The following is a 21,705-nucleotide window of genomic DNA, read 5'->3' on the forward strand; positions in this document are numbered from 1 at the left end:
CGCCATGCCTTTCGCCTATGACGACCAGAACATTTTCGCCAAGATCCTGCGCGGCGAGATTCCCAACGACACGGTGCTGGAGACCGAGCATACACTGGCCTTCAACGACATCCAGCCGCAGGCGCCGGTGCATGTGCTGATCATCCCCAAGGGGGCCTATGTCAGCCATGACCATTTCGCGGCGGAGGCGTCGGATGCGGAGATCGTGGATTTCACCCGCGCCACGGCCGAGGTGTGCCGCAAGACCGGCGTGACGCTGGGCGAGGGGGGCGAGGGGTTCCGCTCGATCGCCAATGCCGGGGTGCATGGCGTGCAGGAGGTGCCGCATTACCACCTGCATATCCTTGGCGGGCGGCATATGGGGCGGATGCTGTCGAAGGATTGAGGGGCGGCCGGCGCGCGGCCGCCCTGTCGGTCAGGCGCCCTCGGTTTCGCCGTTGAAGGCCCAGATGCGGTGTTCGAGCGCCGTGGTGCCGCAGCCGCCGCCGGCGTTGGCCTCGTAGATCGCGGCGCGCCCCGGTGAGGGGTGCGAGATGGTCAGCGCGTCGAGGATCGGGGTGCCGTCGCGGTTCCTGAACTGCCAGAGGAATTCGACCGTGCGGTTGCCGATCACGGCGATCGAGCCGAGGTCGTTCACGCCGGTATCGCCGCCCCCGTCGGCGGGGTAGGTGAAGCAGCCGAGGCCGACCTTCTTGCCGTCGACCTCGAGCAGGTCGACCTCGCGGGCGAGGCGGTGCAGCAGGACATCGGCGGTATAGGGCGTGGCGTTGACGCCGCCGTTGCAGGGCACGCTGTCGAAGAGGCCGGTTTCGTCGCAGAGGGTGACGCGGCGGGTGCCGTTGTCGGTGAGGCGGCGCAGGGCCGAGCGGTAGGGGCTGCCGGCCTCGTGGACGGTTTCGCGGATGGCGGGGATCTTGAGCACGCCGCTGAGGCCGGCGGGCAGGACGACCATGTCCTCGGAGCGGATCTTCTCGTCGGTCAGCGCCACCTCGGATTGCAGCGGGGTGAAACGGTATTTCCGGAACGCCTCCTCGTCGAACACCGCCTTGTCGGGGCCGAAGCAGGCATCCTCGTTCCAGCCCTCGGAAAAGGCGGCCTGTTTCGAGTAGAGCATGGCGCTGATGGCGATGGGCACGTCGGCGCCCACGAGGCGGCCGTTCAGCGCGTCGGCGATGCTGTCGCAGACGCGCTTGGTGTCGTGCCGGTCGGAGCCGACATCGCCCCAGGCGGCCTTGGTGGCCGGGTTGGTCTGGACGAAATAGTCGAGCGGTTGAACGATGTCGTTGTCGACGTGGATCTTGCTGTCGCGGATGTCGTTGAAGGTGGGGTCGGCGCTGGTGAGCAGGATCGAGGGCTGGTAGTCGAGCGAGACCTCGAGGCGCAGGTGGTTGTTGCGGTCTTCGGCGGTGCGGGTGTTGCGCGGGTAGAAATCGGCGCGGATGCCGTAGGTGCTTCCGGCGCCGGCGTGGCGCAGCGTGCGGCTGGCGGTGATGGTTTCGACCTGTTCGAACGGCTCGAACATGTCGTCGAGGAAATCCAGAGCGGCGCCGACGCGGGCGGCGTTCGACCCGAGAACGAGGCTGTTGAGGCTGGCAAGGCTGACCGTCTTGCCGTCGGCGCCGTTCCTGAACGTCTCGCTGCCGTCATTGCCGAGCGCGAAGAGCCGGGCGACGTTATCGGTCACGAACTCGGTGGTCGCGCCCCGGTGCAGCACCAGCCGGACGCGGCGGGACTCGTCGTTCTTGAAGAAGAAGCCGATCTCGCCGCCGAAATCGATCAACTGGTTGTCGGAGATCGAGGAGAAGCTCTGGCGGCTGGTATAGGCATAGACCGGGCGGCGGTGCAGCACCTTGACCTCGCCGTCGATGAATTCGACCACTTCGACCGAGAGCATGTAGGTCTGTTCGGTGTCGTTGAAGTAGCTGCCGAGCCAGCCGAGGAAGGAGCGGTCGGCGAATTCGCGGGAGTCCGGAGTCAGCTCGGCGCTGAGGGGGGTATTGTCCCTGGGGTCGAGCAGGCGGAAGGAGAGCCGCCCGTAGCCGGCGCGCGCGGGGGGCGCATCCAGCGTGACGGGCTCGTGCCAGGTGACGCGGGGGGCGAGGGTGAGGGCGATCGGATCGTCCGTGCCAGGCTTGGGGTCGGGGCAATGGCCCACCTCGACATTGCAGGCCGTGGCGGCGGTGCCGAAGGCGAAAAGCGCGCCGGCCAGAAGAATGGAAGGAATGCGGTTTTTCATGATGCTCCCCAAATAAATAGCTATTATTCCCCTAATACCCTGAAATTAGACCACAGTTTGGGCGATCCGTCGAGTGTGGCGTACCGCGGGCGGGTTTCGATCTTGCCGTTTGGGGGTCACTCCCCATATGCAGGCAGAGGACAGGAAACAGACGGATTTCGCTCCCATGACCCTTCGCGACCGCGCCGGTGCGTTCATCGACCGGCCTCTCGTCAGAAACTTCATTCTCGGCGTGATCCTGTTCAACGCGGCCATCCTGGGGCTCGAGACGTCGGATATCGCGATGGCGCGGGCCGGGGCGCTGATCGTCACGCTGGACAGTATCTGCCTGGCGATTTTCGTGGTGGAGATCGCGGTCAAGCTGTTTGCCCGAGGCGGGCGGTTCTTTCGCGACGGTTGGAACATCTTCGACTTCGTGATCGTGGCGATCTCGCTCGTTCCGGCGGCGCAGGGGCTTTCGGTGCTGCGGGCACTGCGCATCCTGCGGCTTCTCAGGGTGCTGTCGGTGACGCCGTCGCTGCGTCGGGTGGTGGAAGGGCTGATGAGTGCCTTGCCGGGGATGGCGTCGGTGTTCCTGCTGATGGGGATCATCTTCTACATCGGCTCGGTCATGGCGACGAAGCTGTTCGGCGAGAACTTCCCCGAGTGGTTCGGGACGCTGGGGCGGTCGGCCTATTCGCTGTTCCAGATCATGACGCTGGAAAGCTGGTCGATGGGGATCGTGCGGCCGGTGATGGAGGTCTATCCGCAGGCCTGGGCGTTCTTCGTGCCGTTCATCCTGGTGACGACCTTCGCGGTGGTGAACCTCGTGGTCGGCCTGATCGTGAACTCGATGCAGGATGCCCATCACGAGGAAGAGACCGAGAAGACCGGCAATTACCGCGACGAGGTGGTCGCGCGACTGGAGCGGATCGAGCGGATGCTGGAAAGCCGCGGGAAGTAGCCGCCCTCAGGTGCTGCGGGTGAGGTCGAGGAAGACATCCTCTAGATCGGCCTGTTCGGTGCGGACGTCCGAGATGCGGATGCCGGCGCCGCGGACCGCCTCGAGTACCTGCTCGGCGGAGGTGCGGCCCGACTGGTAGGTGATTGCCAGCTCGCCATGGGGGCGGGTTTCCACCTCGATCCCCTCGGCCTGTGGCAGGTGGGTGACCGGCGCGTCGGGGCGGATCACCAGCGTCTTGGCGTCGAGCCGGCCCAGGAGGTTGCCGGTGGTGTCGCGGGCCACCAGCTCGCCGTGGTTGATGATGGCGATCTCGTCGCACATCTGCTCGGCCTCTTCGAGGTAGTGGGTGGTGAGGATGATGGTCATCCCCTCGTCGTTGAGGCGGCGGACATTGTCCCACAGCATGCGGCGGAGTTCGATGTCGACCCCGGCGGTGGGCTCATCCAGCACCAGCACGGCGGGGTGATGGACCAGCGCCTTGGCCAGCAGCAGGCGGCGGCGCATCCCGCCGGAGAGGGTGCGGGCATAGGCGTGGGCCTTGTCCTCGAGCCCGACGAGGCGGAGGATCTCGTCGCTGCGGCGCTGGGATTTCGGTACGCCGTAGAGCCCGGCCTGCACCTCGAGCGCGCCGCGGGGGGTGAAGAACGGGTCGAGGTTCAGCTCCTGCGGCATGACGCCGATGGCGGCGCGGCTTTGCCTTGGGTTCACGTCCTGGTCGAAGCCCCAGATGGTGACCCGGCCGGCGGTCTTGACCACCAGCCCGGCGAGGATGTTGATGAGGGTGGACTTGCCCGCGCCGTTGGGGCCGAGGAGGCCGAAGACGCAGCCCGTGGGAATATCGAGATCGACGCCTTTGAGGGCGAGCTTTTCCGGTTCGCCCTTGTGCGGCGGGTAGGTCTTGGTCAGGCCCCGGATTTCAATGGCATTCCCGCCCATCGCTGCTCTTGCCCCCGGCTTTTCGATCTTCCATATTCGGACCTAGTTCAACCGAGCGGAAAAGGAAACTGCCAGATGGTGACACAGGCCCCCGAAACCCGGATCGTCGACAGCTACCGGATTGCCTGCGACGGCGGCGGAGAGGCGCTGGGCCATCCGCGTGTCTGGCTGATGATCCCGCAGACCCTCGGCTGGGTGGAATGCCCGTATTGCGACGCGAAGCTGATCCACAAGGATTTCGAAGGCAAGGTCTGAGGCGCGATGTGCGCCCGTGCGGGCGCGCCGGTTGTCTCGCCGTCGCCCCTTGGGCGCCGTCTCGGGTTTGTGGCCGGGGTGACGTGCCGGGGCGGGCGGTGGTCCGCGTGGATGGGGCCGGAGCCTCCGGCGGGGATATTTGGGCCAAGAAGATGCCGGGCTCGTGTGCGCCGGTATGGGAGGGCGCGGGATGCATCCGTTGATTTCTGAAGAGCATGTCGAGGCGTATCAGCGGGACGGTGTCGTGCTGATCGAGGGGTTGTTCGCCGATCATGTCGAGGCGCTGCGCGAGGGCGTGGCGCGGAACATGGCGGAGCCGGGGCCCTACGCGGCGGAGAACCTGAAGGAAGGGGAGGCCGGGCGGTTCTTCGACGATTACTGCAACTGGCAGCGGATTCCGGAGTTCCGGGAGGTGATCGAGGCCTCGCCCGTGGCGCAGGTGGCGGCGGAGCTGATGCGGTCGGAGACGGCGCAGGTGTTCCATGACCACGTGCTGGTGAAGGAGCCGGGGACGTCGAAGCCGACGCCGTGGCATCAGGACGGGCCCTATTATTTCGTCGAGGGGCGGCAGAACGTGAGTTTCTGGTCGCCGCTCGATCCGGTGGAGGAGGCGAGTTTGCGCTGCGTGGCGGGCTCGCACCTGTGGGAGAAGCCGGTGCTGCCGACGCGGTGGCTGTCGGAGGAGAGTTTCTATGCCGATCCGGAGGCCTATATGCCGGTGCCGGACCCGGATGCCGAGGGGATGCGGGTGGTGGAATGGGCGATGAAGCCCGGCGACGCGGTGGCGTTCCATTACGGCATCCTGCACGGGGCGCGCGGGAACGAGACCACGCGGCGGCGGCGAGCGTTTTCGCTGCGGCTGGTGGGGGATGATGCGCGGTACGTGGAGCGGCCGGGGCCGACCTCGCCGCCCTTTCCCGGGCACGGGATGGCGCCCGGGGAGCGGTTGCGCGAGGATTGGTTCCCGGTGGTCTGGCCGGCCTAGCCGAAGATGATGTAGAGGCCCGCCGCCGAGGTCAGCCCGCCGAGGACGCGCAGGGCCGGGGCGTTGGTGACGAGCAGGCGGGAGGCCGCGACCGCGATGCCGAGGCCGGCGGCGTGCAGCAGCGCCGTGGCGATGGCGAAGCCCGCGCCGAATTGCAGGGCGCTGGCGCCGCCCAGCTCGCCGCCATGGGCGTGGCCGTGGAACAGCGCGAAGGCGGCGACGAGGGCCATGGCGAGGCGCGGGTCGGGGCGGAGTGCCAGGGCCACGACGAGGCCCAGCACCACGATCGAGGTGAGGATCGCCGGTTCGACGAAGGACAGGGGCAGGCCGGCCAGCGCCAGCAGGAAGCCCGCGATCATGGTGGCGACGAAGGCGGTGGGGACGAGCCAGACGGCGCGGCCGCCGATCTGTGCCGCCCAGAGGCCGACGGCGATCATGGCGAGCACGTGGTCGAGGCCGAAGATCGGATGGGTGACGCCGGCGAGGAAGGAGCCGTATTCGCCCGGCGGCAGGTGGGCGGCGGCCGGGGTTGCGGCGAGCGTCAGGGCGAGGATGGGGAGGGTGCGGTTCATCGGTGGCTCCTTGGTGTGGGTTGGCCGGGCGCCCCGGTATGGGTCGCGCCTTTCGGTGAGGGGAGTTGTGCACGGGATGGCGGCGGCGCGCAAGCGGATGGCGCGCGCCATGTCGTTGCGGAAAACGAGGTCCCGGCCCGGGGGCCGGGACGGGTGGTTCGGGGCCCACCCCGCCGGGGCGGGGTGGGGGAGGCGGATCAGCCGAAGACCTTGGTGAGGGCCTTGTCGGTGGCCTCGATGATCTGGTCGATATCGTCCTTGGTGGCGATCAGCGCCGGGGAGTAGCAGAGCGTGTTGTTGAGCCCCGGGACCGAGCGGTTCATCACGCCGATGATCACGCCTTGGGCGTTGCAGTCGCCCGCGACGGCCTGGACCATCTTCTCTTCCGCCGGTTCCTTGGTGGCGCGGTCGGCCACCAGTTCGGCGCCGAGGAAGAGGCCCTTGCCGCGGACGTCGCCGATCACCTCGTGCTTGTCCTTGAGCGCGCGGAGCTGGTCGAGCATGTAGTCGCCCATCTTCGTGGTGTTCTCGAGCAGGCCTTCCTCCTCGATGATCGCCATGTTTTCCAGCGCCGCCGCCGGCCCAGCGGTGCAGCCGCCGAAGGTCGAGATGTCGCGGAAGTAGTTGAGCGGGTCGGAGGTGTCGTCCTGGAACATGTCGAACACCTTCTCGTTCGTCACGCAGCAGGCGATGGCGGCATAGCCCGAGGCCACGCCCTTGGCCATGGTCACGAAATCGGGCTCGACGCCGTAATGCTGGTAGCCGAACCATTCGGTGCCGGTGCGTCCGACGCCGCAGACGACCTCGTCGATATGCAGGAGGATGTCGTACTTGCGGCAGATTTCCTGCACGCGGGGCCAGTAGCCCGGCGGGGGCGTGATGACGCCGCCGCCCGCCGTCACCGGCTCGAGGCAGAGGGCGCCGACGGTGTCGGGGCCTTCGGCAAGGATTACCTCCTCGATGGCGTTGGCGGCGGCGAGGCCGTATTCCTCGCCTTCAAGATCCCACTGGGCGCGGTATTCCATGCAGTGCGGGACGCGGACGAAGCCGGGCACGAAGGGGCCGTATTGTTCGCCGCGCTGGTCCTGGCCGCCGGCCGAGATGGCGGCGATGGAGGAGCCGTGATAATCGCGGTCGCGGTAGAGGATCTTGTACTTCTTGCCGCCGTAGCGCTTGTGGGCGATCTGGCGGACCATCTTGAAGGCCTTTTCGTTGGCCTCGGTGCCGGAGTTGGTGAAGTAGACGCGGCTCATGCCGGGCATCTTCGAGATCAGCTTCTCGGAGAACTTGGCGCCGGGGATCGAGCCGGCGGTGCCGGCGAAGTAGTTCAGCTTGAGCAGCTGGTCGCGGACGGCGTTGGCGATGCGTTCGCGGCCGTAGCCGACGTTCACCGTCCAGACCCCGCCGGAGACGGCGTCGAGATGCTCCTTGCCGTGCTGGTCCCAGACACGCATGCCCTTGCCCTCGACGATGATGCGGGGGTCGGCCTTGGGGTCGGGGCCGGTCCAGCCGGCGTGCTGGATCAGGTGATGCCAGACATGGGCGCGGTCGGCCTCGACCACGCCGGAGAGGTCGTTATCAAGCGGTTTGCCGTCCATCGTGAATGCTCCATCATGTTGGGCCCGGCGGGAGGGGCCGGGCGGTGTCATTTGATCATATCAGACCCAGATCGGGCGAGACTGTTAGGGCCAGTGGTCATTCGCGTATAAGGCCAGCGTTTCGGGGGCTGGAAATGGGCGGTTTGTGGTGCGGGCGTTCGGGGGTAGGCTGGGCCGGGGGTGCGGGGCAAGACCCCGGTTGCGAAGGAGAGAGTCATGATCCGTGTTTTCAGTGGGTTGCTGATGGTGCTGGCGGCGCAGGCCGGCGCGCAGGAGGGCCCGTCATTCGATTGCGGCAAGGCCGGGAGTACGGCGGAGGAGCTGATCTGTGCCGATGCGGGGTTGGCCGCGCTGGATCGGCGGGTGGCCGGTCGGTACGCGGCGGCGCTGGAGGTCGCGGGCGGTGATGCGGACGAGCTGCGGGCCTACCAGCGGGGCTGGATCAAGGGGCGGGACGAGTGCTGGAAGGCGAATGATCCGGCGGACTGTGTCCGGGCCGAGTACCTGCGGCGGGAGGCGGAGCTGGTGACGCAATGGATGCTGGAGGCGCCGTTCAACACGGCGTTCTGGGCCTGCGGGGGCAATCCGGCGAACGAGGTGGTGACGATGTTCTTTGACACGGAGCTGCCCTCGCTGCGCTTCGAGCGGGGGGATTCGGTGGATACCGGGGTACAGGTGATGGCCGCCTCGGGGGCGAAATACGAGGGGAGTTTCGGGCGGTCGATCTGGATGAAGGGGGACCGGGCGACATACCGGGAGCCCGACCCGGACGGGACCAGCTTCGAGTGCGAGCTGGTGGAGGAGCGGTGACGGGCGCCGCGCGTGGCCCCGGCTCGGGGGCCGGGGCGGGTGAGGTTTGGTGGTGAGGGCGCCGTTCAGCGCAGGGTGACGGCGCCGCGGAGCGTGTTGGTGGCGGTGCCGTTGGCGGGGTTCACGTTGGACATGAAGGTGCCGCCGCCCGAGGCCTTGAGCCAGAGGCCGCTGCCGCTGCTGATGTGCCAGTAGCCGTGGATATTGCCCTGGGGGTCGCGGCGGCGGGCGTTCCAGCCGAGCGTGACCCGGTCGCCTTCCAGCCCGTCGAGCACGCAGACGCCGTTGCCCTCGACCGCGCCGCCGCGCACTTCCAGCACGCCGAAGCAGGGCCCGCTGAGCTTGTTCATGGGATTGGTGGAATCCTCCATCTCGAAGCTGTTGTAGATGGCGCGGACATTCATGAACTGGTGGTCGGCGCCGACCTCGATCACCTCGGTCTTGGACTGGCCCCTGGCGTTGCCGTCGCTAGTATAGGCCTGGGCCGTGGCATGGCCCGCGGCAAGGAGCGCGGCGAGGGCGGCGATGGTGGCTGTGCGTTTCATGATGTCTCCCCTTCGAGTTTGTCGTTGGTTCGTCATCCCGAGTCTAAGGGTGCAATCGTCACGCTGGCAAGCCGTGAGGGGCCTGGCCGTCAGGCGCGGGCGTCCTTGGGAGAGCCCATGACCACGAAGCTGGTGATGGCGTTGACCTGTGGCAGGGTGCCGATCACGTCGGTATGGAAGGCCTTGTAGGCGGGCAGGTCGGCCACCTCGATTCGCAGGAGATATTCGACCGAGCCGGTGATGTTGTGGCATTCGACCACTTCCGGCGCGACCGCCATCGCCCGCTCGAACGCCTCCTGGCTGGCCTTGGTGTGCGAGTTGAGGCCGACGGTGGCGTAGGCGACGAAGCCGATGCCGAGGCGGCTGCGGTCGAGCACGGCGCGGTAGCCGGCGATGACGCCGCGGCGTTCGAGCTCCTGCACGCGGCGGAGGCAGGCGGAGGGGGAGAGCCCGATTCGCTCGGCGAGGTCGAGATTGCTGATCCGGCCGTCGCGGGACAGCTCCTGCAATATATGTTGGTTGATGTGGTCCATGGGGATGAATAATTGCAAATTTTATCTTCAAGCGCAAAAGAAAGCAATTCAAATGCACGGATAGCAGCATAGGTTTGCGTTCATGACACTCGATATATTCACCGCCCTTGTCGCCTTTGCCTTCGTCACCGTCATCACGCCGGGGCCGAACAACTTCATGCTGATGGCCTCGGGGGCCAATTTCGGCTTCCGGCGGAGCGTGCCGCACATGATGGGGATCGGGCTGGGTTTTCCGTCGATGGTGGTGCTGGTCGGCGTGGGCGTGATGCAGGTCTTCGACCTTTGGACGCCGAGTTATACCATCCTGAAGGTCCTGAGCGTGGCCTACCTGCTGTACCTGGCGTGGAAGATCGCCCATGCCGCGCCGCCGAAGGAGGCGGAGGATGCGCCGGAGGGCAAGCCCCTGTCCTTCGTGCAGTCGGCGGCGTTCCAGTGGGTGAACCCGAAGGCGTGGAGCATGGCGTTGAGCGCCATCACCCTTTACGCCGCCAGCCGCGACCTTGCGGCGGTCCTGTGGGTTGCCGGGGTCTACGTGGCGGTCTCGGTGATCAGCACGACGAGCTGGACGGTTCTGGGCCAGCAGATGCGGCGGTTGCTGAACAATCGGGTGCGGCTGCGGGTGTTCAACTGGACCATGGCGGTGCTGCTGGTGGCGACGCTGGTGCCGGTGTTGTGGCCCGCCTCGACGTGAGGCGTTCGGCGCGGGCGTCGGGATCTGGATATTTGGACCAAGAAGAAGCCGGGGGAGTGCCGCGTCGGTGACGTTCGGTGCTTCTCGGGCCGGGCGGGCGCGTGCTATGGCGGTGGGCATGAGAGTGACGTTGCTGCATACGGCCGAGGGGCACCGGGCGCGGTTCGAGGCGCTGGGCGCGCGGATTTCGCCGGGGGCGGCGCTTTGCCAGGTGGTGCGGGAGGACTGGCTGGCCCGGGCGCAGGGCGGCGTTTCGGCGGAGCTTGAGGCGGAGATCGCCGATGCGGTGGCCGGGGCGGAGGGCGTGGTGATCTGTACCTGCACGACGATCGGGCCGGCGGCGGAGAAGGCGGGCGCGATGCGGGTGGACTGGCCGATGATGCGGGAGGCGGCGCGGAACGGCGGGCCGGTGCTGCTGGCCTACGGGCTGGAGAGCACCTGGGGGCCGAGCCTTGGCCTGCTGGAGCGGGCGCTGGCGGCGGAAGGGCGCGAGGCCGTGGTGCATCCGATGCCGCTGATGCGGTTCTGGCCGCTTTTCGAGGTGGGCGAGACGGAGGCGTTTGCCGCCGTGGTGGCCGGGGAGGTGCGGCAGGTGATCGAGAGCGGGCGGGAGATCGGCTGTGTCGTGCTGGCGCAGGTGTCGATGGCCGGGGCGGCGGAGTTGTTGGGGGATGTCGGCGTGCCGGTTCTGGCCTCGCCCGAGCTGGCGCTGAAGGCCGGGCTGGAGGCGTGAGCGATCCCGCGGAACTGGCCGGGCGGGTGCTGGAGACATACGAGCGGAACGCGGCGTGGTATGACCGGGAGCGGAGCCGGGTGCTGTTCGAGCGCGGGTGGCTGGACCGGTTTGCGGGGATGCTGCCCGGGGGCGGCCGGGTTCTGGACGTGGGCTGTGGCACCGGGGCGCCGATTGCGGAGTATCTGACAGGGCTGGGGTTTGCCGTGACCGGCGTGGACGGCGCGGCGGCGATGATCGAAATCGCGCGGGCAAGGCGGCCGGAGGGGGACTGGCGCGTGGCGGATATGCGGGCGCTGGCGCTGGAGGAGCGGTTCGACGGGGTGCTGGCGTGGGACAGTTTCTTTCATTTGACGCGGGAAGAGCAGCGGCAGGTGGTGCCGAAGCTGTTGCAGCATCTGGGGCCGGGCGGGCCGCTGATGCTGACGGTGGGGCCGGGGGATGGCGAGGCGGAGGGCTGCGTGGGGGACGAGCCGATCTACCATGCGAGCCTTGACGGGGAGGAGTATGCCAGCCTGTTGCGTGAGGGTGGGGCGGAGGTCGTGGCCTACGTGCTGAACGACGAGACCTGCGGGGGGCACGGGATCCTGCTGGCGCGGAAGCGCTAGCGGCGGAGCGAGAGGATGCCGGCGGCGACGATCAGGGTCATGCCGGCCAGCGTGACCGGGCCGGGGATGTCGGCGAAGAAGATCACGCCCCAGACCACCGCGAAGCCCACATAGGCGAAATCGAACGTGCCGATGACCGAGGAGGGCCCGGCCTGGTAGGCGATGGCGGTGCCGACGCTGCCGATGATGATGGAGAGCGCGAGGATCGCCATGGCGCCCCAGTTGGCCGAGGTCATGGCGGCCCAGGGGGCGGAGAGGAAGCCGGTGTCGGCTTGCGGCAGGAAGAGCGTGGCGAGCCCGCCCGCGAGGACGAAGGCGATGTTGAGGGCGAGGGCCAGCATCATCGGATGTTCGCCGCGGCATTTCGTGCGGGTGAGGATCATCGCCGCGGCGTAGAGCATGGCGGCGAGGAGGGGCAGGAGGGCATAGGCGCTGAAATGCTCGGCGTCGGGGCGGAGAATCAGCAGGACGCCGGCGAAGCCGAGGGCCACGGCGAGCCAGCCCAGGGGCGGGATGCGGTCGCGGGTGGCAAGCGCCGAGAAGAGGGTGATGAAGAGCGGCAGGGTGTAGTAGGCCGCCGCCGCGATGGCGAGCGGCAGGTGGGGGAGCGACGCGTAATAGGCGATCCACATCGTGACGAGGAGCAGGCTGCGCAGGGCCGTCCAGCCCGGCGCGGCGGGGCGGGTGAGGGCGGCGGGGAACCAGAGGGCGAGCACGCCCAGCAGCAGGGGCAGGGCGAGGGCCGAGCGGAGGGTGAAGATCTGCCAGAGCGGGAAGCTCGAGGAGGTGAGCTTGATGATGGCGTCGCCCAGCGACAGGCCCAGCACGGTAAAGACGATGGTGCCCACGGCGAGGGGCAGGTTGTCGGGCCGGTGCGGGGTGGCGGGGGCGGTCACGGGCGGGCTCCTGTCGGGTCGGGGGCAGCTTAGCCGGTGAGGGCGTGGCCGCAAGGCGATGGCGCGGGGGTGCTGACAGCCCCTGTCGGGGTGTCGATTTGTTTGCAAATCCACCCTTCAGCGGCCATATACGGGCACGACAGTACGGGAGCGACGTGGATGACCAATTACCTCGACTTCGAAAAGCCGCTGGCCGAGATCGAAGGCAAGGCCGAAGAGCTTCGGGCGATGGCGCGGGCGAACGAGGATATGGATGTCACGGAAGAGGCCGGGGCGCTGGACAAGAAGGCGGCCACGATGCTTCAGGACCTGTACAAGGGCCTCACGCCCTGGCGGAAATGCCAGGTGGCGCGGCACCCCGACCGGCCGCATTGCCGGGATTACATCAAGGCGCTGTTCCACGAGTACACGCCGCTGGCGGGCGACCGGAACTTTGCCGACGACCAGGCGGTGATGGGCGGGCTCGCGCGATTCAACGACCGGCCGGTGATGGTGATCGGGCACGAGAAGGGCAACGACACCAAGAGCCGGATCCAGCGGAATTTCGGCATGGCGCGGCCCGAGGGCTATCGCAAGGCGATCCGGCTGATGGAGATGGCGGACAAGTTCAACCTGCCGGTGATCACGCTGGTGGACACGCCCGGCGCCTATCCCGGCAAGGGCGCCGAGGAGCGGGGCCAGTCGGAAGCGATTGCACGGGCGACGGAGACCTGCCTGCAGATCGGCGTGCCGCTGGTGAGCGTGATCATCGGCGAGGGCGGCTCGGGCGGGGCAGTGGCGTTTGCCAGCGCCAACCGCGTGGCAATGCTGGAGCATTCGGTCTACTCGGTGATCAGCCCCGAGGGCTGTGCCTCGATCCTGTGGAAGGATGCCGAGAAGATGCGGGAGGCGGCGGAGGCGCTGCGCCTGACGGCGCAGGACCTGCACAAGCTGGGCGTGACCGACCGGATCATTCCCGAACCGCTGGGCGGCGCGCATCGCGATCCGCCGAAGACGATCAAGGCGGTGGGGGAAACCATCGAGGCGATGCTGGGCGAGCTGTCGGAGAAGCACCGCAAGGCGCTGGTCAAGGCGCGGCGGGACAAGTTCCTGGCGATGGGCAGCAAGGGGCTGGCGGCCTGACGAAGGCGGGGCGCCGACCCGGAGGCGTGAGGGATGGCGGCCATGTTCGACCACGTGACGCTGGGTGTTTCGGATATCGAGACGGCGCGGCGGTTCTATGACCGGGTGATGCCGGTGCTGGGCCTGCCGCTGCTGTGGGACAACGAAACGATGCTGACCTACGGGATCGAAGGCGGGCAGGATTTCGGCCTGCAGCGCGATGACGGCACCGCGCGGCATGGGACGCATGTGGCGTTCAGCGCGCCGGACCGGGAGAGTGTCGACCGGTTTCATGCCGAAGCGCTGGCCGGTGGTGGAAGCGACGCCGGTGCGCCGGGGCTGCGCCCGGAATACCACGGCGCCTATTACGCCGCCTTCGTCAACGATCCCGATGGCAATCGGCTCGAGGCGGTGTGTCACACGCCGTCAACCTGAGGGGCGCGCGGCCCACCGCGATGTCGGCGGGCGGTCAGGCCAGCAGCATCTTCAGCCCCTGGGTCACGTCCGAGCGCACGGCAAGGCGGAGGCCCGGTTCGTCGCCCGCCTTCAGCGCCGCGATGATCAGGCGGTGGTAATGCGGCGGGTCTTTCCGTTGCAGGCGGCCGTAAAGCGCCCGCATCGTCGGGCCAAGTTGCAGCCAGACTGTTTCCGCCATCGCCAGCATCGCCGGCGCCTGCGCCCGGAGGTAGAGGGTGCGGTGGAACTCGAGGTTGCGGCGGATATAGCCCACCGCGTCGTGCCGGGCGGTCATCTCGGCGATGTGGCCGTTGATCGACTGCAGCCGGTCGATCAGCGCGATATGGGCGCGGGGCAGGGCGCGACTGGCCAGTTCCACCTCGATCAGGGCGCGGAGGGCGGCCAGCTCCTCGATGCGTTCGTTGCCAAGCTCGGGCGTGGTGACGCGGCCCGAGCTGGAGACGGTGAGCGCGCCTTCGGCGGAGAGGCGGCGGATCGCCTCGCGCGCCGGGGTCATGGAGACGTCGTACTCGGCGGCCAGCCCGCGCAGGGTCAGGGCGTGGCCGGGGGGCAGTTCGCCATGCATGATGCGCGTACGCAGGCCCCGGTAGACGCGGTCATGGGCGGAGCTGGGCGCCGGATCGGGGCGGGGTGTGATCAACATGTCGGTATTTGTGATCACGCGCGGGCCCTCGTCAATCGCCAAAGCGGTAGCGGTGGAGCGACGCCCCGTTGTCGCGCAGCCAGCGGCGGAAGGGCTGGTAGCCCGGCTTGAGGCGCTCGACCGTGTCCCAGAAGGCGCGGGAATGGTTCATCTCGGCCAGGTGCGCGACCTCGTGCGCGGCGACGTAGTCGAGCACGTCCGCGGGGGCGAGGATCAGGCGCCAGGAATACATCAGCCCGCCGTCATGCGAGCACGAGCCCCAGCGCGAACGGGTGTCGCGCAGGGTGAGGCGGGCATAGGGGCGGCCGAGCACGGTGGCGTAGCGGTCGGACGCCTCGGCCAGCCGGTCGCGCGCCTGGGCCTTGAGCCAGGCGCGGAGGCGGGCGGGCACGGCCTCGGGCGCGCCGGGGACAAGGAGGGTTTCGCCCTCGGCGCGGACGCTGCGCCCGGTGCCTGCGACGATTCGCATCGGGACACCGCCGACGGGAAGCTCGGCGCCGAGGGTCACGTCGACCTCGTCGGGCCGCTGGCTGAGCTGCTTGCGCAGCCAGCCGGCCTTTTCCTCGGCGAATTCCAGCGCCTTCCGCTCGGCCACGCCGCGGGGCAGGGTCAGGGTGACCCGCCCGTCAACGCCCGAGACGCGCAGCGAAATCCGCCGGGCCCGGGCCGAGCGGCGCAGGATCAGGGCAACCGGGGGGTTGCCGGGAAGGATGTGATGGCCCATATGCCCTCGATACAAGCTTTTCGCGCAGGCCGGTGCAAAGCCTTTGACACCTCACCGGACTTATGGCAGGTGGCGCGGATTGTCTGCAAGACCAGAGAGATTCAAGAGGGATCACCCATGCCCAAGGAAGAATGGGGCGTAAAGCGCGTCTGCCCGACCACCGGCAAGCGGTTCTACGACCTGAACAAGAACCCGATCGTCAGCCCGTATACCGGCGAGGTGGTGGAACTGGAAACCGGCAAGAGCCGGTCGATCACCGCCGATGCGGAGGACGCGGAAACCAAGAAGATGAAAGCCGGCAGCGACGACGTGGATTCGAGCGTGCTGGACGATGATGATGATGTCGATGTCGATCTGGGCGATGACGTGCTGGACGACGACGATGATGACGACAACGTCTCGCTCGACGACATCGCCGACGTGTCGGACGAAGACAACGAGAACTGATGGCGCGGGGGCGGGATTTTCCACTTGATCCCGCCCGGCGCTTTGCCTAGATAGCGGCAATTGCCGGACCCGGTGGTCCGGACAGGTTTGGGGCCTTAGCTCAGCTGGGAGAGCGCTTGCATGGCATGCAAGAGGTCAGGGGTTCGATCCCCCTAGGCTCCACCAAACTTCCCTTTTTCAGAACATTCACAGGATTGCCCTGCTTGTCAGAAGTCGCGGGTTTGACGGTGGCGATGCCGTAAATGCCCCGCGCCCCGCTGGGCGCGCGTGTCTGCCGTTTGGCGGCGGCTGTCGAGCGTCAGGCCCTGGCGGCGTGCCTTGCGATACGCTCTGCCAGTTCCGGCAATATCGGCAGCGGAAGTTCGTGCCCGACACGATCGAGAACGTGAAGCGATGCGCCGGGAATACACTCGGCAAGGGCGCGTCCGTTCTCGACCGGCAGGATCGGGTCTTCGGCCCCGTGAATGACCAGAACCGGCTGGCCGATCTCCCGAAATCGGCTGGTCCAGTCGTCGCGGGTTGCAACCGCGCCGTGATTGAACATGCTGGACAGGCTATCCGTGCGCGACATCACCTTTTCGACCATTGCAATTGCGCGTTCTTCATCGAATGGGGCCATGCTCCCGGCGCAGAGCCGCTCACTCTCGACGAGAAACGCCCTCACGTCGTCGTGGTTCGACCAGTCCAATGTTCCAAGTCGTTCGAAATGATCAAGGAACGATTGCGAAATATGGGGCAGGTCTTCGCCGTCCCAGCCAAGCGGTTCTGACGCAATCAGGGTGAGCGTGGCGACCCGGTCCGGCCGTGTGAGGGCCAGCATCTGGCCGATATAGCCGCCCAGCGACATGCCGACGATGTCTGCCTTTTCGATCCCTTGGGAATCGAGCACGGCGAGCGCGTCCTCGGCAAGATCCTCTACCGAGTAGGACGCCTCGCCCAATGGCACGGTTGTCGATTGCCCGGTGTCGCGATGGTCGTAACGGATCACGTGATGCCCGCGTTCGGCCAGGGCGGTGCAAAATTCCTCCGGCCAGCCCAGCATGGACGCCGTCGCCCCCATGATCAGAAGTATTGGCGGGTTCCCCGGGTTTCCGAAGCTCTCGGTGGCCAGTGCAATGTTGTTATGTTCGACAAGCCGCATGTCAGGTTCCTCGCTCGAACTTCAAATACGAGCGGCGTGGGTTGGCTACAATGGCCAAGTCCGGGTCAAAGCGGACCTTCGCTTGAGGATGAGCGGCGATGGCGTGCCGTCAGGGCCGGTTGCGGGCTTCGAGCGCGGACAGGAGCAGCAGCGGCACGAGCGACAGGGCGAGGCCGAAACCGGCGGCGGGCAGCCAGCCGGCGTGGGAGACGACCGCCGCGTAGGCTGGCGGGCCGAGGAGGGAGCCGGCTGCCCCTGCCTGGGCCAGGGCGCCGTTGGCGGGCCCGAGCCCGCCGGGACCGGCGAAGCGGGGGATGGATCCGAAGGCCAATGGCGGGAAGAGGCCGGCCAGCAGGTTGAGCGCGAGGAAGAGCGCGGCGCTGGTGCCGAGCGACGCGGCCGGGTGGAAAACGCCGAAGAGCAGGCATGCCGGCAGGAGCAGGCCAAGGGCCAGGACCGGCAGGGAAAGCCGCAGCGGGGAGCGGCGCGAGAGCCAGAGCGGCAGGGCGATGCCGGCGATGGTGAGGAAGCCGCCGAGCCCGGTGATAAGTCCGGCCAGCCCCGGTGTGGCGCCTTTCTGCGAGATCAGGAATTCGGGCATCAGGGCGAGGATGCCAACGTGGAAGCAGGTGAAGCCGCCGAAGCCCGCGGCGAGGACGAGCGCCGTGCCGGAGGGGCGGAAGGCGGTGATCGGGGCGGTGGGTCTGGCGGCGGTTGCGTGGCGCGGGGCGCAGAACCAGAGGGCGGCGCCCGCCAGCGCCCACATCAGCAGCACCCCGCGCCAGCCGAGCGGGGCGGCCAGCGCGCCCGAGAGCACGGTGCCGAGGCCGAGCCCGGCCGGGAAGAACGTGCTCCAGACCACGAGGGCCGCGCCGGGGGAGAGGCGTTGCGCCTCGCGCGCCATCAGCACCGGGGCGGAGACGATGACCGCGAGGTAGCCGGCGCTTTCGGCCACGCGTGCGGCGGTGAGCCAGGGGCCGGCGGGGGCCAGCGCCTCGCCCAGGCTCCCGGCGGTCAGCAGCGCGAGGCCCAGCGACAGGGTGCGCCATTCGCCGCAGCGCGCGGCGATGCCGGCGGCGGGGGCACCGAAAAGCGCCCCGCCCAGTTCGATCAGCGAGATGACGATGGCGCCGGCCAGCAGGGAAAGGCCGAGCTCGGGCGAGATCAGCGGCATGAGCGGGGGCATCTTGCCCATCTGCGCCGCGGCCAGGAGGCCGGTCAGGTAGATCCAGGTTTCACGTCGTCCGAGCGGCATTGCGGCACCTCCGTGAGGCCGCGATAGTTGGCGCTTGCCGGGGGCGCGAGGCATAAGATATTCCTGACACCATGGACGAGACCCCTGACATGCCGCCGCGCTGCCGGAGCGATCTGGGGCGCGGGCTCAGGACGTGGCGCGCGCTGCACCGGGTGAAGCAGAGCCATGCGGCGGAGCTGTTGGGCGTGTCGCAGCCCCAGATCTCGCGCTGGGAGCGGGGCGAGCAGCGGCCCGGCGGGGCGGAGGCGCGGGCGCTGGCCGACCTGCTGGCGGCGCGGCTGACCGGGGCGGCGGATCGGCGGTTGGGACAATTCGTGCGGGACAGCGCGGCGCCGGTGCATCTTGTCTGCGACCTGACCCATCGGCTGCTGGCCTTCTCGGGCGCACGGGCGCGGAGCTTCCGGCGCCCGCCGGAGGAGCTTGACGGGGCGCTGCTGTGGGAATGCGCCAGCGCGGAGATCGTGGCGGCGGAGGGCCGGCTGGAGGCGGCGGGCTGGTACGACGTGGCGGCGCCGGTGATGGCGTTCCGGACGAGCGGGCGGAAGAGCCGGCTGCTGGAGATCCGCGAGGGGCCGATGGCGTGGACGCGGTTCCGGCTGTCGGATGGCAGCCATGCGCGGCTGGTAGAGACCTTGTGAGGCGGTAAGGGGCCGAAATCTTTAGAAGATTTCGGGACGATTTCTTTTGAAGAAATCGGGCCCCTGCCTCAGCTGTGTTCTTTCAGCAGGCGCTGTTTCTGGCGGTTCCAGTCGCGCTTGGCAGCGGTCTCGCGCTTGTCGTGGTTCTTCTTGCCCTTGGCGATGCCGATCTTGAGCTTGGCGATGCCGCGATGGTTGAAATACATCACCAGCGGCACCAGGGTCATGCCCTTGCGCTGGGTCTCGTTCCAGAGGCGGGCCAGTTCCTTCTTCGAGACCAGCAGCTTGCGCTTGCGGCGCTCGTCATGCTGGAAGGTCTTGGCCTGTTCGTAGGGCGCGATATAGCCGTTCACCAGCCACAGCTCGCCCTCCTCGACCATGGCGTAGCTTTCGGCGATGTTGGACGAGCCCTGGCGGAGGGATTTCACCTCGGAGCCTTCGAGGATGATGCCGCATTCGAGGTCGTCCTCGATGGCATAGTCGAACCGGGCGCGCCGGTTCTCGGCTACCACCTTGTAGTTCGGATTGTCCTTCGGTTTGGCCATCGGTCGTCCTCTGGGCGTCTCGGGTTGATGCCGGAAGGATGCAATATAGGGCATGGGCGACCCGGAGGAAAGGCGGGGGTTCGCCGATCGGGGGCCGGATGGGGGAGGAATGCCACAGGATTGTCGCGAGCCGTGATTGGACAGGCCCCGGCACAGGGGATATGGAGGTAAAAATGAGCGCGGCGCGACAGACCGAGCATGGCGGAGACGAGGATGAAAGACATGGCGGAAAAGCTGTTCGGAACCGATGGCGTACGAGGGAGGGCCAACAGCTGGCCGATGACGGCCGAGATGGCGCTGAAGCTGGGCACGGCGGCGGGCCGGTTCTTTCGCCGGGACCAGAACGAACACCGGGTGGTGATCGGCAAGGACACGCGGCGGTCGGGCTACATGATCGAGTATGCGCTGACGGCGGGGTTCACCTCGACCGGCATGGACGTGTTCCTGCTGGGCCCGGTGCCGACGCCGGCGATCGGGTACCTGACCCATGGCCTGCGGGCCGATGTGGGGGTGATGATCTCGGCTAGCCACAACCCGGCGCATGACAACGGTATCAAGCTGTTCGGGCCGGACGGGTTCAAGTTGTCGGACGAGGCCGAGGCGGGCATCGAGGCGCTGATGCAGAACGGCGTGCCGCTGTCGCAGCCCGACAATATCGGCCGGGCCAAGCGGTTCGAGGACGCGCGCGGGCGCTACGTGGAATATGCCAAGACGACCTTCCCCTATCGCAAGCGGCTGGACGGGTTGCGGGTGGTGGTGGATTGCGCCAACGGCGCCGCCTATCGCACCGCGCCGAGCGTGCTGTGGGAGCTGGGTGCCGAGGTGATCCCGATCGGGGTGGACCCGAACGGCTACAACATCAACGACGGCTGCGGCTCGACCCACCCGGAGGCGGCGGCGCAGAAGGTGCTGGAGACGCGGGCGGATATCGGTATCTGCCTGGATGGCGATGCCGACCGGGTGGTGCTGGTGGACGAGACCGGCCACGTGGCTGACGGCGACCAGATCATGGCGCTGATCGCCACGCGCTGGGCCGAGGACGGGCGGCTGGCGGGCAACACGCTGGTGGCGACGGTGATGTCGAACCTTGGCCTCGAGCGGCATCTCAATGCCAGGGGCATCGACCTGAAGCGGACCGCGGTGGGCGACCGCTACGTGGTCGAGGAGATGCGCGCCGGGGGTTACACGCTGGGCGGCGAGCAGTCGGGGCATATCGTGATGACGGATTATGCCACCACCGGCGACGGGCTGATCGGGGCGCTGCAGTTCCTGGGCTGCATGGTCGAGACCGGCAAGCCGGCGAGCGAGCTGGCCCGGGTGTTCGAACCGGTGCCGCAGAAGCTGGTGAACGTGCGCTACAAGCAGGGCTCGCAGCCGCTCTCGGCCGAGGCCGTGCAGGAGGCGATTGCCAAGGCCGAGACGCGGCTGGGCAATGACGGGCGGCTGCTCATCCGCAAGTCGGGGACCGAGCCGCTGATCCGGGTGATGGCCGAGGCGCTGGAGCCGGGGCTGCTGGACGATGTGCTGACCAGCGTGGTCGATGCGGTGAAGGCGGCGAGCTGAGGGTGGCGGCGGTTCGCGGCTTTAGGGTGACACGCTTCGCGCAGATCGTATAGTGGGACAGGCTTCGGGGCTCCGAATGTGTGCTTGGCGCGATTGGCCGCCAAGCGAGCGCGGTTGAAGCCGAACTAGTACACAGTCCCGATTGGTTTGCGCATGTCAAAAGAACTTTCGGATCATTGGTCAAAGCTGGAAGGCACGGTTCATCCCGTCGACGTGCCGACTTTCGAGTCCTTCCCGGATCATGAGTTCAATCTGGATTTTCCTCCTCCAGCCTTCATCGGAGACGTGATCAATGCCCCGATCGTCATACTGGGGAATAACGGCGGGTACAGCAGTTCGGGAACACCGAACGAGTTTCCTGATCCGAGGGCGCATGACGAATATCGTGACATGCTGGCGAATCCGCGTCCGGTCAGCCCAAACGAAAGAACCATAGCGCGCTATTACCTTGAGCGAAATTACAGTCGATGGTTGGTGGACGGTGTCGGGGTGCTGGTGAACGGGGTCGCCTACCGTTCAGTAGATGGAAGGGCGAAGCACGTAGCCCGCATGACGAGATCCCTTCCTTCGGCGTTGTACCACCAGGATTGGTTGCGGCAGGTATTACTGCCCCAGGTCGAGCGAGGCGAACGGTTCGTCATCGTTCATCGGTGGAGCCGCTGGAATGGTGCGGCGGAGTTGCTTCGCAATTGCCGGAACGCTGTGTTCTCAACGAATTCGATCAGCGGGAACCTGGCCGCTAGTCAATTGGAGGCGGGCGACTCATTCTTGTCGAGGCTTTAGGTCGCTGTACTCCGTGACGCTGAACGCCGAATACGTCCGTGCACTCG

At 67.5% G+C, this 21,705-nt stretch carries 26 protein-coding genes and 1 tRNA gene; 15 read left to right on the forward strand and 12 right to left on the reverse strand.

The features are described 5' to 3' along the window. Positions 1-4 precede the first annotated feature (4 nt). Positions 5-385, forward strand: coding sequence for an HIT domain-containing protein (locus tag ACO07J_RS19005; protein WP_422031875.1), 381 nt, complete (start codon positions 5-7; stop codon positions 383-385). Between the two features lie 30 nt (positions 386-415). Here the strand turns inward: ACO07J_RS19005 and ACO07J_RS19010 are convergent, their stop codons facing one another. Further along, positions 416-2,236: a hypothetical protein gene (locus ACO07J_RS19010; protein WP_422031877.1), complete on the reverse strand. Its 1,821-nt coding sequence runs from the start codon at positions 2,234-2,236 to the stop codon at positions 416-418. 166 nt (positions 2,237-2,402) lie between these two features. On the opposite strand from ACO07J_RS19010, the gene ACO07J_RS19015 reads away from it, so the two are divergent. Beyond that, positions 2,403-3,179 (forward strand): ion transporter, encoded by a 777-nt coding sequence (locus tag ACO07J_RS19015; protein WP_422031879.1) that lies wholly within the window; start codon positions 2,403-2,405, stop codon positions 3,177-3,179. Positions 3,180-3,185: 6 nt separating this feature from the next. On the opposite strand, the gene ACO07J_RS19020 is transcribed toward ACO07J_RS19015, so the two are convergent. After that, complete coding sequence (locus tag ACO07J_RS19020; protein WP_422031881.1) at positions 3,186-4,115, reverse strand: ABC transporter ATP-binding protein; 930 nt, start codon at positions 4,113-4,115, stop codon at positions 3,186-3,188. Between the two features lie 75 nt (positions 4,116-4,190). On the opposite strand from ACO07J_RS19020, the gene ACO07J_RS19025 reads away from it, so the two are divergent. Together ACO07J_RS19025 and ACO07J_RS19030 are read left to right on the forward strand one after the other, a co-directional pair. Then, a complete protein-coding gene (locus tag ACO07J_RS19025; protein WP_422031883.1) occupies positions 4,191-4,370 on the forward strand; it encodes a zinc-finger domain-containing protein in 180 nt (59 codons plus the stop codon). Between the two features lie 190 nt (positions 4,371-4,560). Continuing rightward, positions 4,561-5,355: a phytanoyl-CoA dioxygenase family protein gene (locus ACO07J_RS19030; RefSeq protein WP_422031885.1), complete on the forward strand. Its 795-nt coding sequence runs from the start codon at positions 4,561-4,563 to the stop codon at positions 5,353-5,355. Here the strand turns inward: ACO07J_RS19030 and ACO07J_RS19035 are convergent. Further along, positions 5,352-5,927, reverse strand: a complete 576-nt coding sequence (locus ACO07J_RS19035; RefSeq protein WP_422031887.1) for a HupE/UreJ family protein — start codon at positions 5,925-5,927, stop codon at positions 5,352-5,354. The two genes, ACO07J_RS19030 and ACO07J_RS19035, sit on opposite strands and share 4 nt — an antisense overlap. 197 nt (positions 5,928-6,124) lie before the next feature. After that, positions 6,125-7,525, reverse strand: coding sequence for an aspartate aminotransferase family protein (locus ACO07J_RS19040; RefSeq protein WP_422031889.1), 1,401 nt, complete (start codon positions 7,523-7,525; stop codon positions 6,125-6,127). A gap of 216 nt (positions 7,526-7,741) precedes the next feature. On the opposite strand from ACO07J_RS19040, the gene ACO07J_RS19045 reads away from it, so the two are divergent. Continuing rightward, the gene (locus tag ACO07J_RS19045; protein ID WP_422031891.1) at positions 7,742-8,335 is read left to right on the forward strand and encodes an MliC family protein; all 594 of its coding nucleotides are present in this window, start codon (positions 7,742-7,744) and stop codon (positions 8,333-8,335) included. Positions 8,336-8,400: 65 nt separating this feature from the next. Here the strand turns inward: ACO07J_RS19045 and ACO07J_RS19050 are convergent, their stop codons facing one another. Together ACO07J_RS19050 and ACO07J_RS19055 are read right to left on the reverse strand one after the other, a co-directional pair. Continuing rightward, a complete protein-coding gene (locus tag ACO07J_RS19050; protein ID WP_422031893.1) occupies positions 8,401-8,880 on the reverse strand; it encodes a hypothetical protein in 480 nt (159 codons plus the stop codon). A gap of 89 nt (positions 8,881-8,969) precedes the next feature. After that, the gene (locus ACO07J_RS19055; protein ID WP_422031895.1) at positions 8,970-9,413 is read right to left on the reverse strand and encodes an Lrp/AsnC family transcriptional regulator; all 444 of its coding nucleotides are present in this window, start codon (positions 9,411-9,413) and stop codon (positions 8,970-8,972) included. Between the two features lie 82 nt (positions 9,414-9,495). Here ACO07J_RS19055 and ACO07J_RS19060 point away from each other — a divergent pair, with 82 nt between their 5' ends. The 3 genes from ACO07J_RS19060 (at position 9,496) to ACO07J_RS19070 (ending at position 11,445) form a co-directional block, all read left to right on the forward strand. Then, on the forward strand, positions 9,496-10,104 hold the full coding sequence (locus ACO07J_RS19060) for a LysE family translocator (RefSeq protein ID WP_422031897.1): 609 nt from the start codon (positions 9,496-9,498) through the stop codon (positions 10,102-10,104). 118 nt (positions 10,105-10,222) lie between these two features. Beyond that, positions 10,223-10,837 (forward strand): hypothetical protein, encoded by a 615-nt coding sequence (locus ACO07J_RS19065; RefSeq protein ID WP_422031899.1) that lies wholly within the window; start codon positions 10,223-10,225, stop codon positions 10,835-10,837. After that, positions 10,834-11,445 (forward strand): class I SAM-dependent methyltransferase, encoded by a 612-nt coding sequence (locus tag ACO07J_RS19070; RefSeq protein ID WP_422031901.1) that lies wholly within the window; start codon positions 10,834-10,836, stop codon positions 11,443-11,445. Before ACO07J_RS19065 ends, ACO07J_RS19070 begins: the two co-directional genes overlap by 4 nt. Here ACO07J_RS19070 and ACO07J_RS19075 read toward each other — a convergent pair. Beyond that, a complete protein-coding gene (locus tag ACO07J_RS19075) occupies positions 11,442-12,341 on the reverse strand; it encodes a DMT family transporter (RefSeq protein WP_422031903.1) in 900 nt (299 codons plus the stop codon). The genes ACO07J_RS19070 and ACO07J_RS19075 overlap by 4 nt on opposite strands. Positions 12,342-12,500: 159 nt before the next feature. Between ACO07J_RS19075 and ACO07J_RS19080 the strand changes: the two genes are divergently transcribed. Together ACO07J_RS19080 and ACO07J_RS19085 are read left to right on the forward strand one after the other, a co-directional pair. Next, positions 12,501-13,463: an acetyl-CoA carboxylase carboxyltransferase subunit alpha gene (locus ACO07J_RS19080; RefSeq protein WP_422031905.1), complete on the forward strand. Its 963-nt coding sequence runs from the start codon at positions 12,501-12,503 to the stop codon at positions 13,461-13,463. Between the two features lie 42 nt (positions 13,464-13,505). Beyond that, on the forward strand, positions 13,506-13,877 hold the full coding sequence (locus ACO07J_RS19085; protein WP_422031907.1) for a VOC family protein: 372 nt from the start codon (positions 13,506-13,508) through the stop codon (positions 13,875-13,877). Positions 13,878-13,911: 34 nt separating this feature from the next. On the opposite strand, the gene ACO07J_RS19090 is transcribed toward ACO07J_RS19085, so the two are convergent. Together ACO07J_RS19090 and ACO07J_RS19095 are read right to left on the reverse strand one after the other, a co-directional pair. Continuing rightward, complete coding sequence (locus tag ACO07J_RS19090; protein WP_422031909.1) at positions 13,912-14,562, reverse strand: GntR family transcriptional regulator; 651 nt, start codon at positions 14,560-14,562, stop codon at positions 13,912-13,914. Positions 14,563-14,593: 31 nt separating this feature from the next. Continuing rightward, a complete protein-coding gene (locus tag ACO07J_RS19095) occupies positions 14,594-15,286 on the reverse strand; it encodes a M48 family metallopeptidase (protein WP_422031910.1) in 693 nt (230 codons plus the stop codon). A gap of 117 nt (positions 15,287-15,403) precedes the next feature. Between ACO07J_RS19095 and ACO07J_RS19100 the strand changes: the two genes are divergently transcribed. After that, positions 15,404-15,733 (forward strand): TIGR02300 family protein, encoded by a 330-nt coding sequence (locus ACO07J_RS19100; RefSeq protein WP_422031912.1) that lies wholly within the window; start codon positions 15,404-15,406, stop codon positions 15,731-15,733. An 89-nt stretch (positions 15,734-15,822) separates the two neighbouring features. Beyond that, positions 15,823-15,898: transfer RNA gene (locus tag ACO07J_RS19105), tRNA-Ala, on the forward strand. A gap of 133 nt (positions 15,899-16,031) precedes the next feature. On the opposite strand, the gene ACO07J_RS19110 is transcribed toward ACO07J_RS19105, so the two are convergent. Then, positions 16,032-16,874, reverse strand: coding sequence for an alpha/beta fold hydrolase (locus ACO07J_RS19110; RefSeq protein ID WP_422031914.1), 843 nt, complete (start codon positions 16,872-16,874; stop codon positions 16,032-16,034). A gap of 109 nt (positions 16,875-16,983) precedes the next feature. Then, a complete protein-coding gene (locus ACO07J_RS19115; protein WP_422031916.1) occupies positions 16,984-18,129 on the reverse strand; it encodes an MFS transporter in 1,146 nt (381 codons plus the stop codon). Between the two features lie 71 nt (positions 18,130-18,200). On the opposite strand from ACO07J_RS19115, the gene ACO07J_RS19120 reads away from it, so the two are divergent. Beyond that, positions 18,201-18,767 carry a helix-turn-helix domain-containing protein gene (locus ACO07J_RS19120; protein WP_422031918.1) on the forward strand — a complete coding sequence of 189 codons (567 nt, stop codon included), beginning with the start codon at positions 18,201-18,203 and terminating at the stop codon, positions 18,765-18,767. Positions 18,768-18,835: 68 nt separating this feature from the next. Here ACO07J_RS19120 and smpB read toward each other — a convergent pair whose 3' ends face one another. Then, a complete protein-coding gene (gene smpB / locus ACO07J_RS19125) occupies positions 18,836-19,312 on the reverse strand; it encodes an SsrA-binding protein SmpB (RefSeq protein WP_422031920.1) in 477 nt (158 codons plus the stop codon). A gap of 222 nt (positions 19,313-19,534) precedes the next feature. Between smpB and glmM the strand changes: the two genes are divergently transcribed. After that, complete coding sequence (gene glmM, locus ACO07J_RS19130; protein ID WP_422033446.1) at positions 19,535-20,875, forward strand: phosphoglucosamine mutase; 1,341 nt, start codon at positions 19,535-19,537, stop codon at positions 20,873-20,875. Positions 20,876-21,028: 153 nt separating this feature from the next. Then, a complete protein-coding gene (locus ACO07J_RS19135; RefSeq protein WP_422031922.1) occupies positions 21,029-21,658 on the forward strand; it encodes a hypothetical protein in 630 nt (209 codons plus the stop codon). The last annotated feature ends 47 nt before the right edge of the window (positions 21,659-21,705 follow it).

The sequence above is a fragment of the Roseovarius sp. genome (assembly GCF_965228755.1).
In the GTDB taxonomy this organism is placed as follows: domain Bacteria; phylum Pseudomonadota; class Alphaproteobacteria; order Rhodobacterales; family Rhodobacteraceae; genus Roseovarius.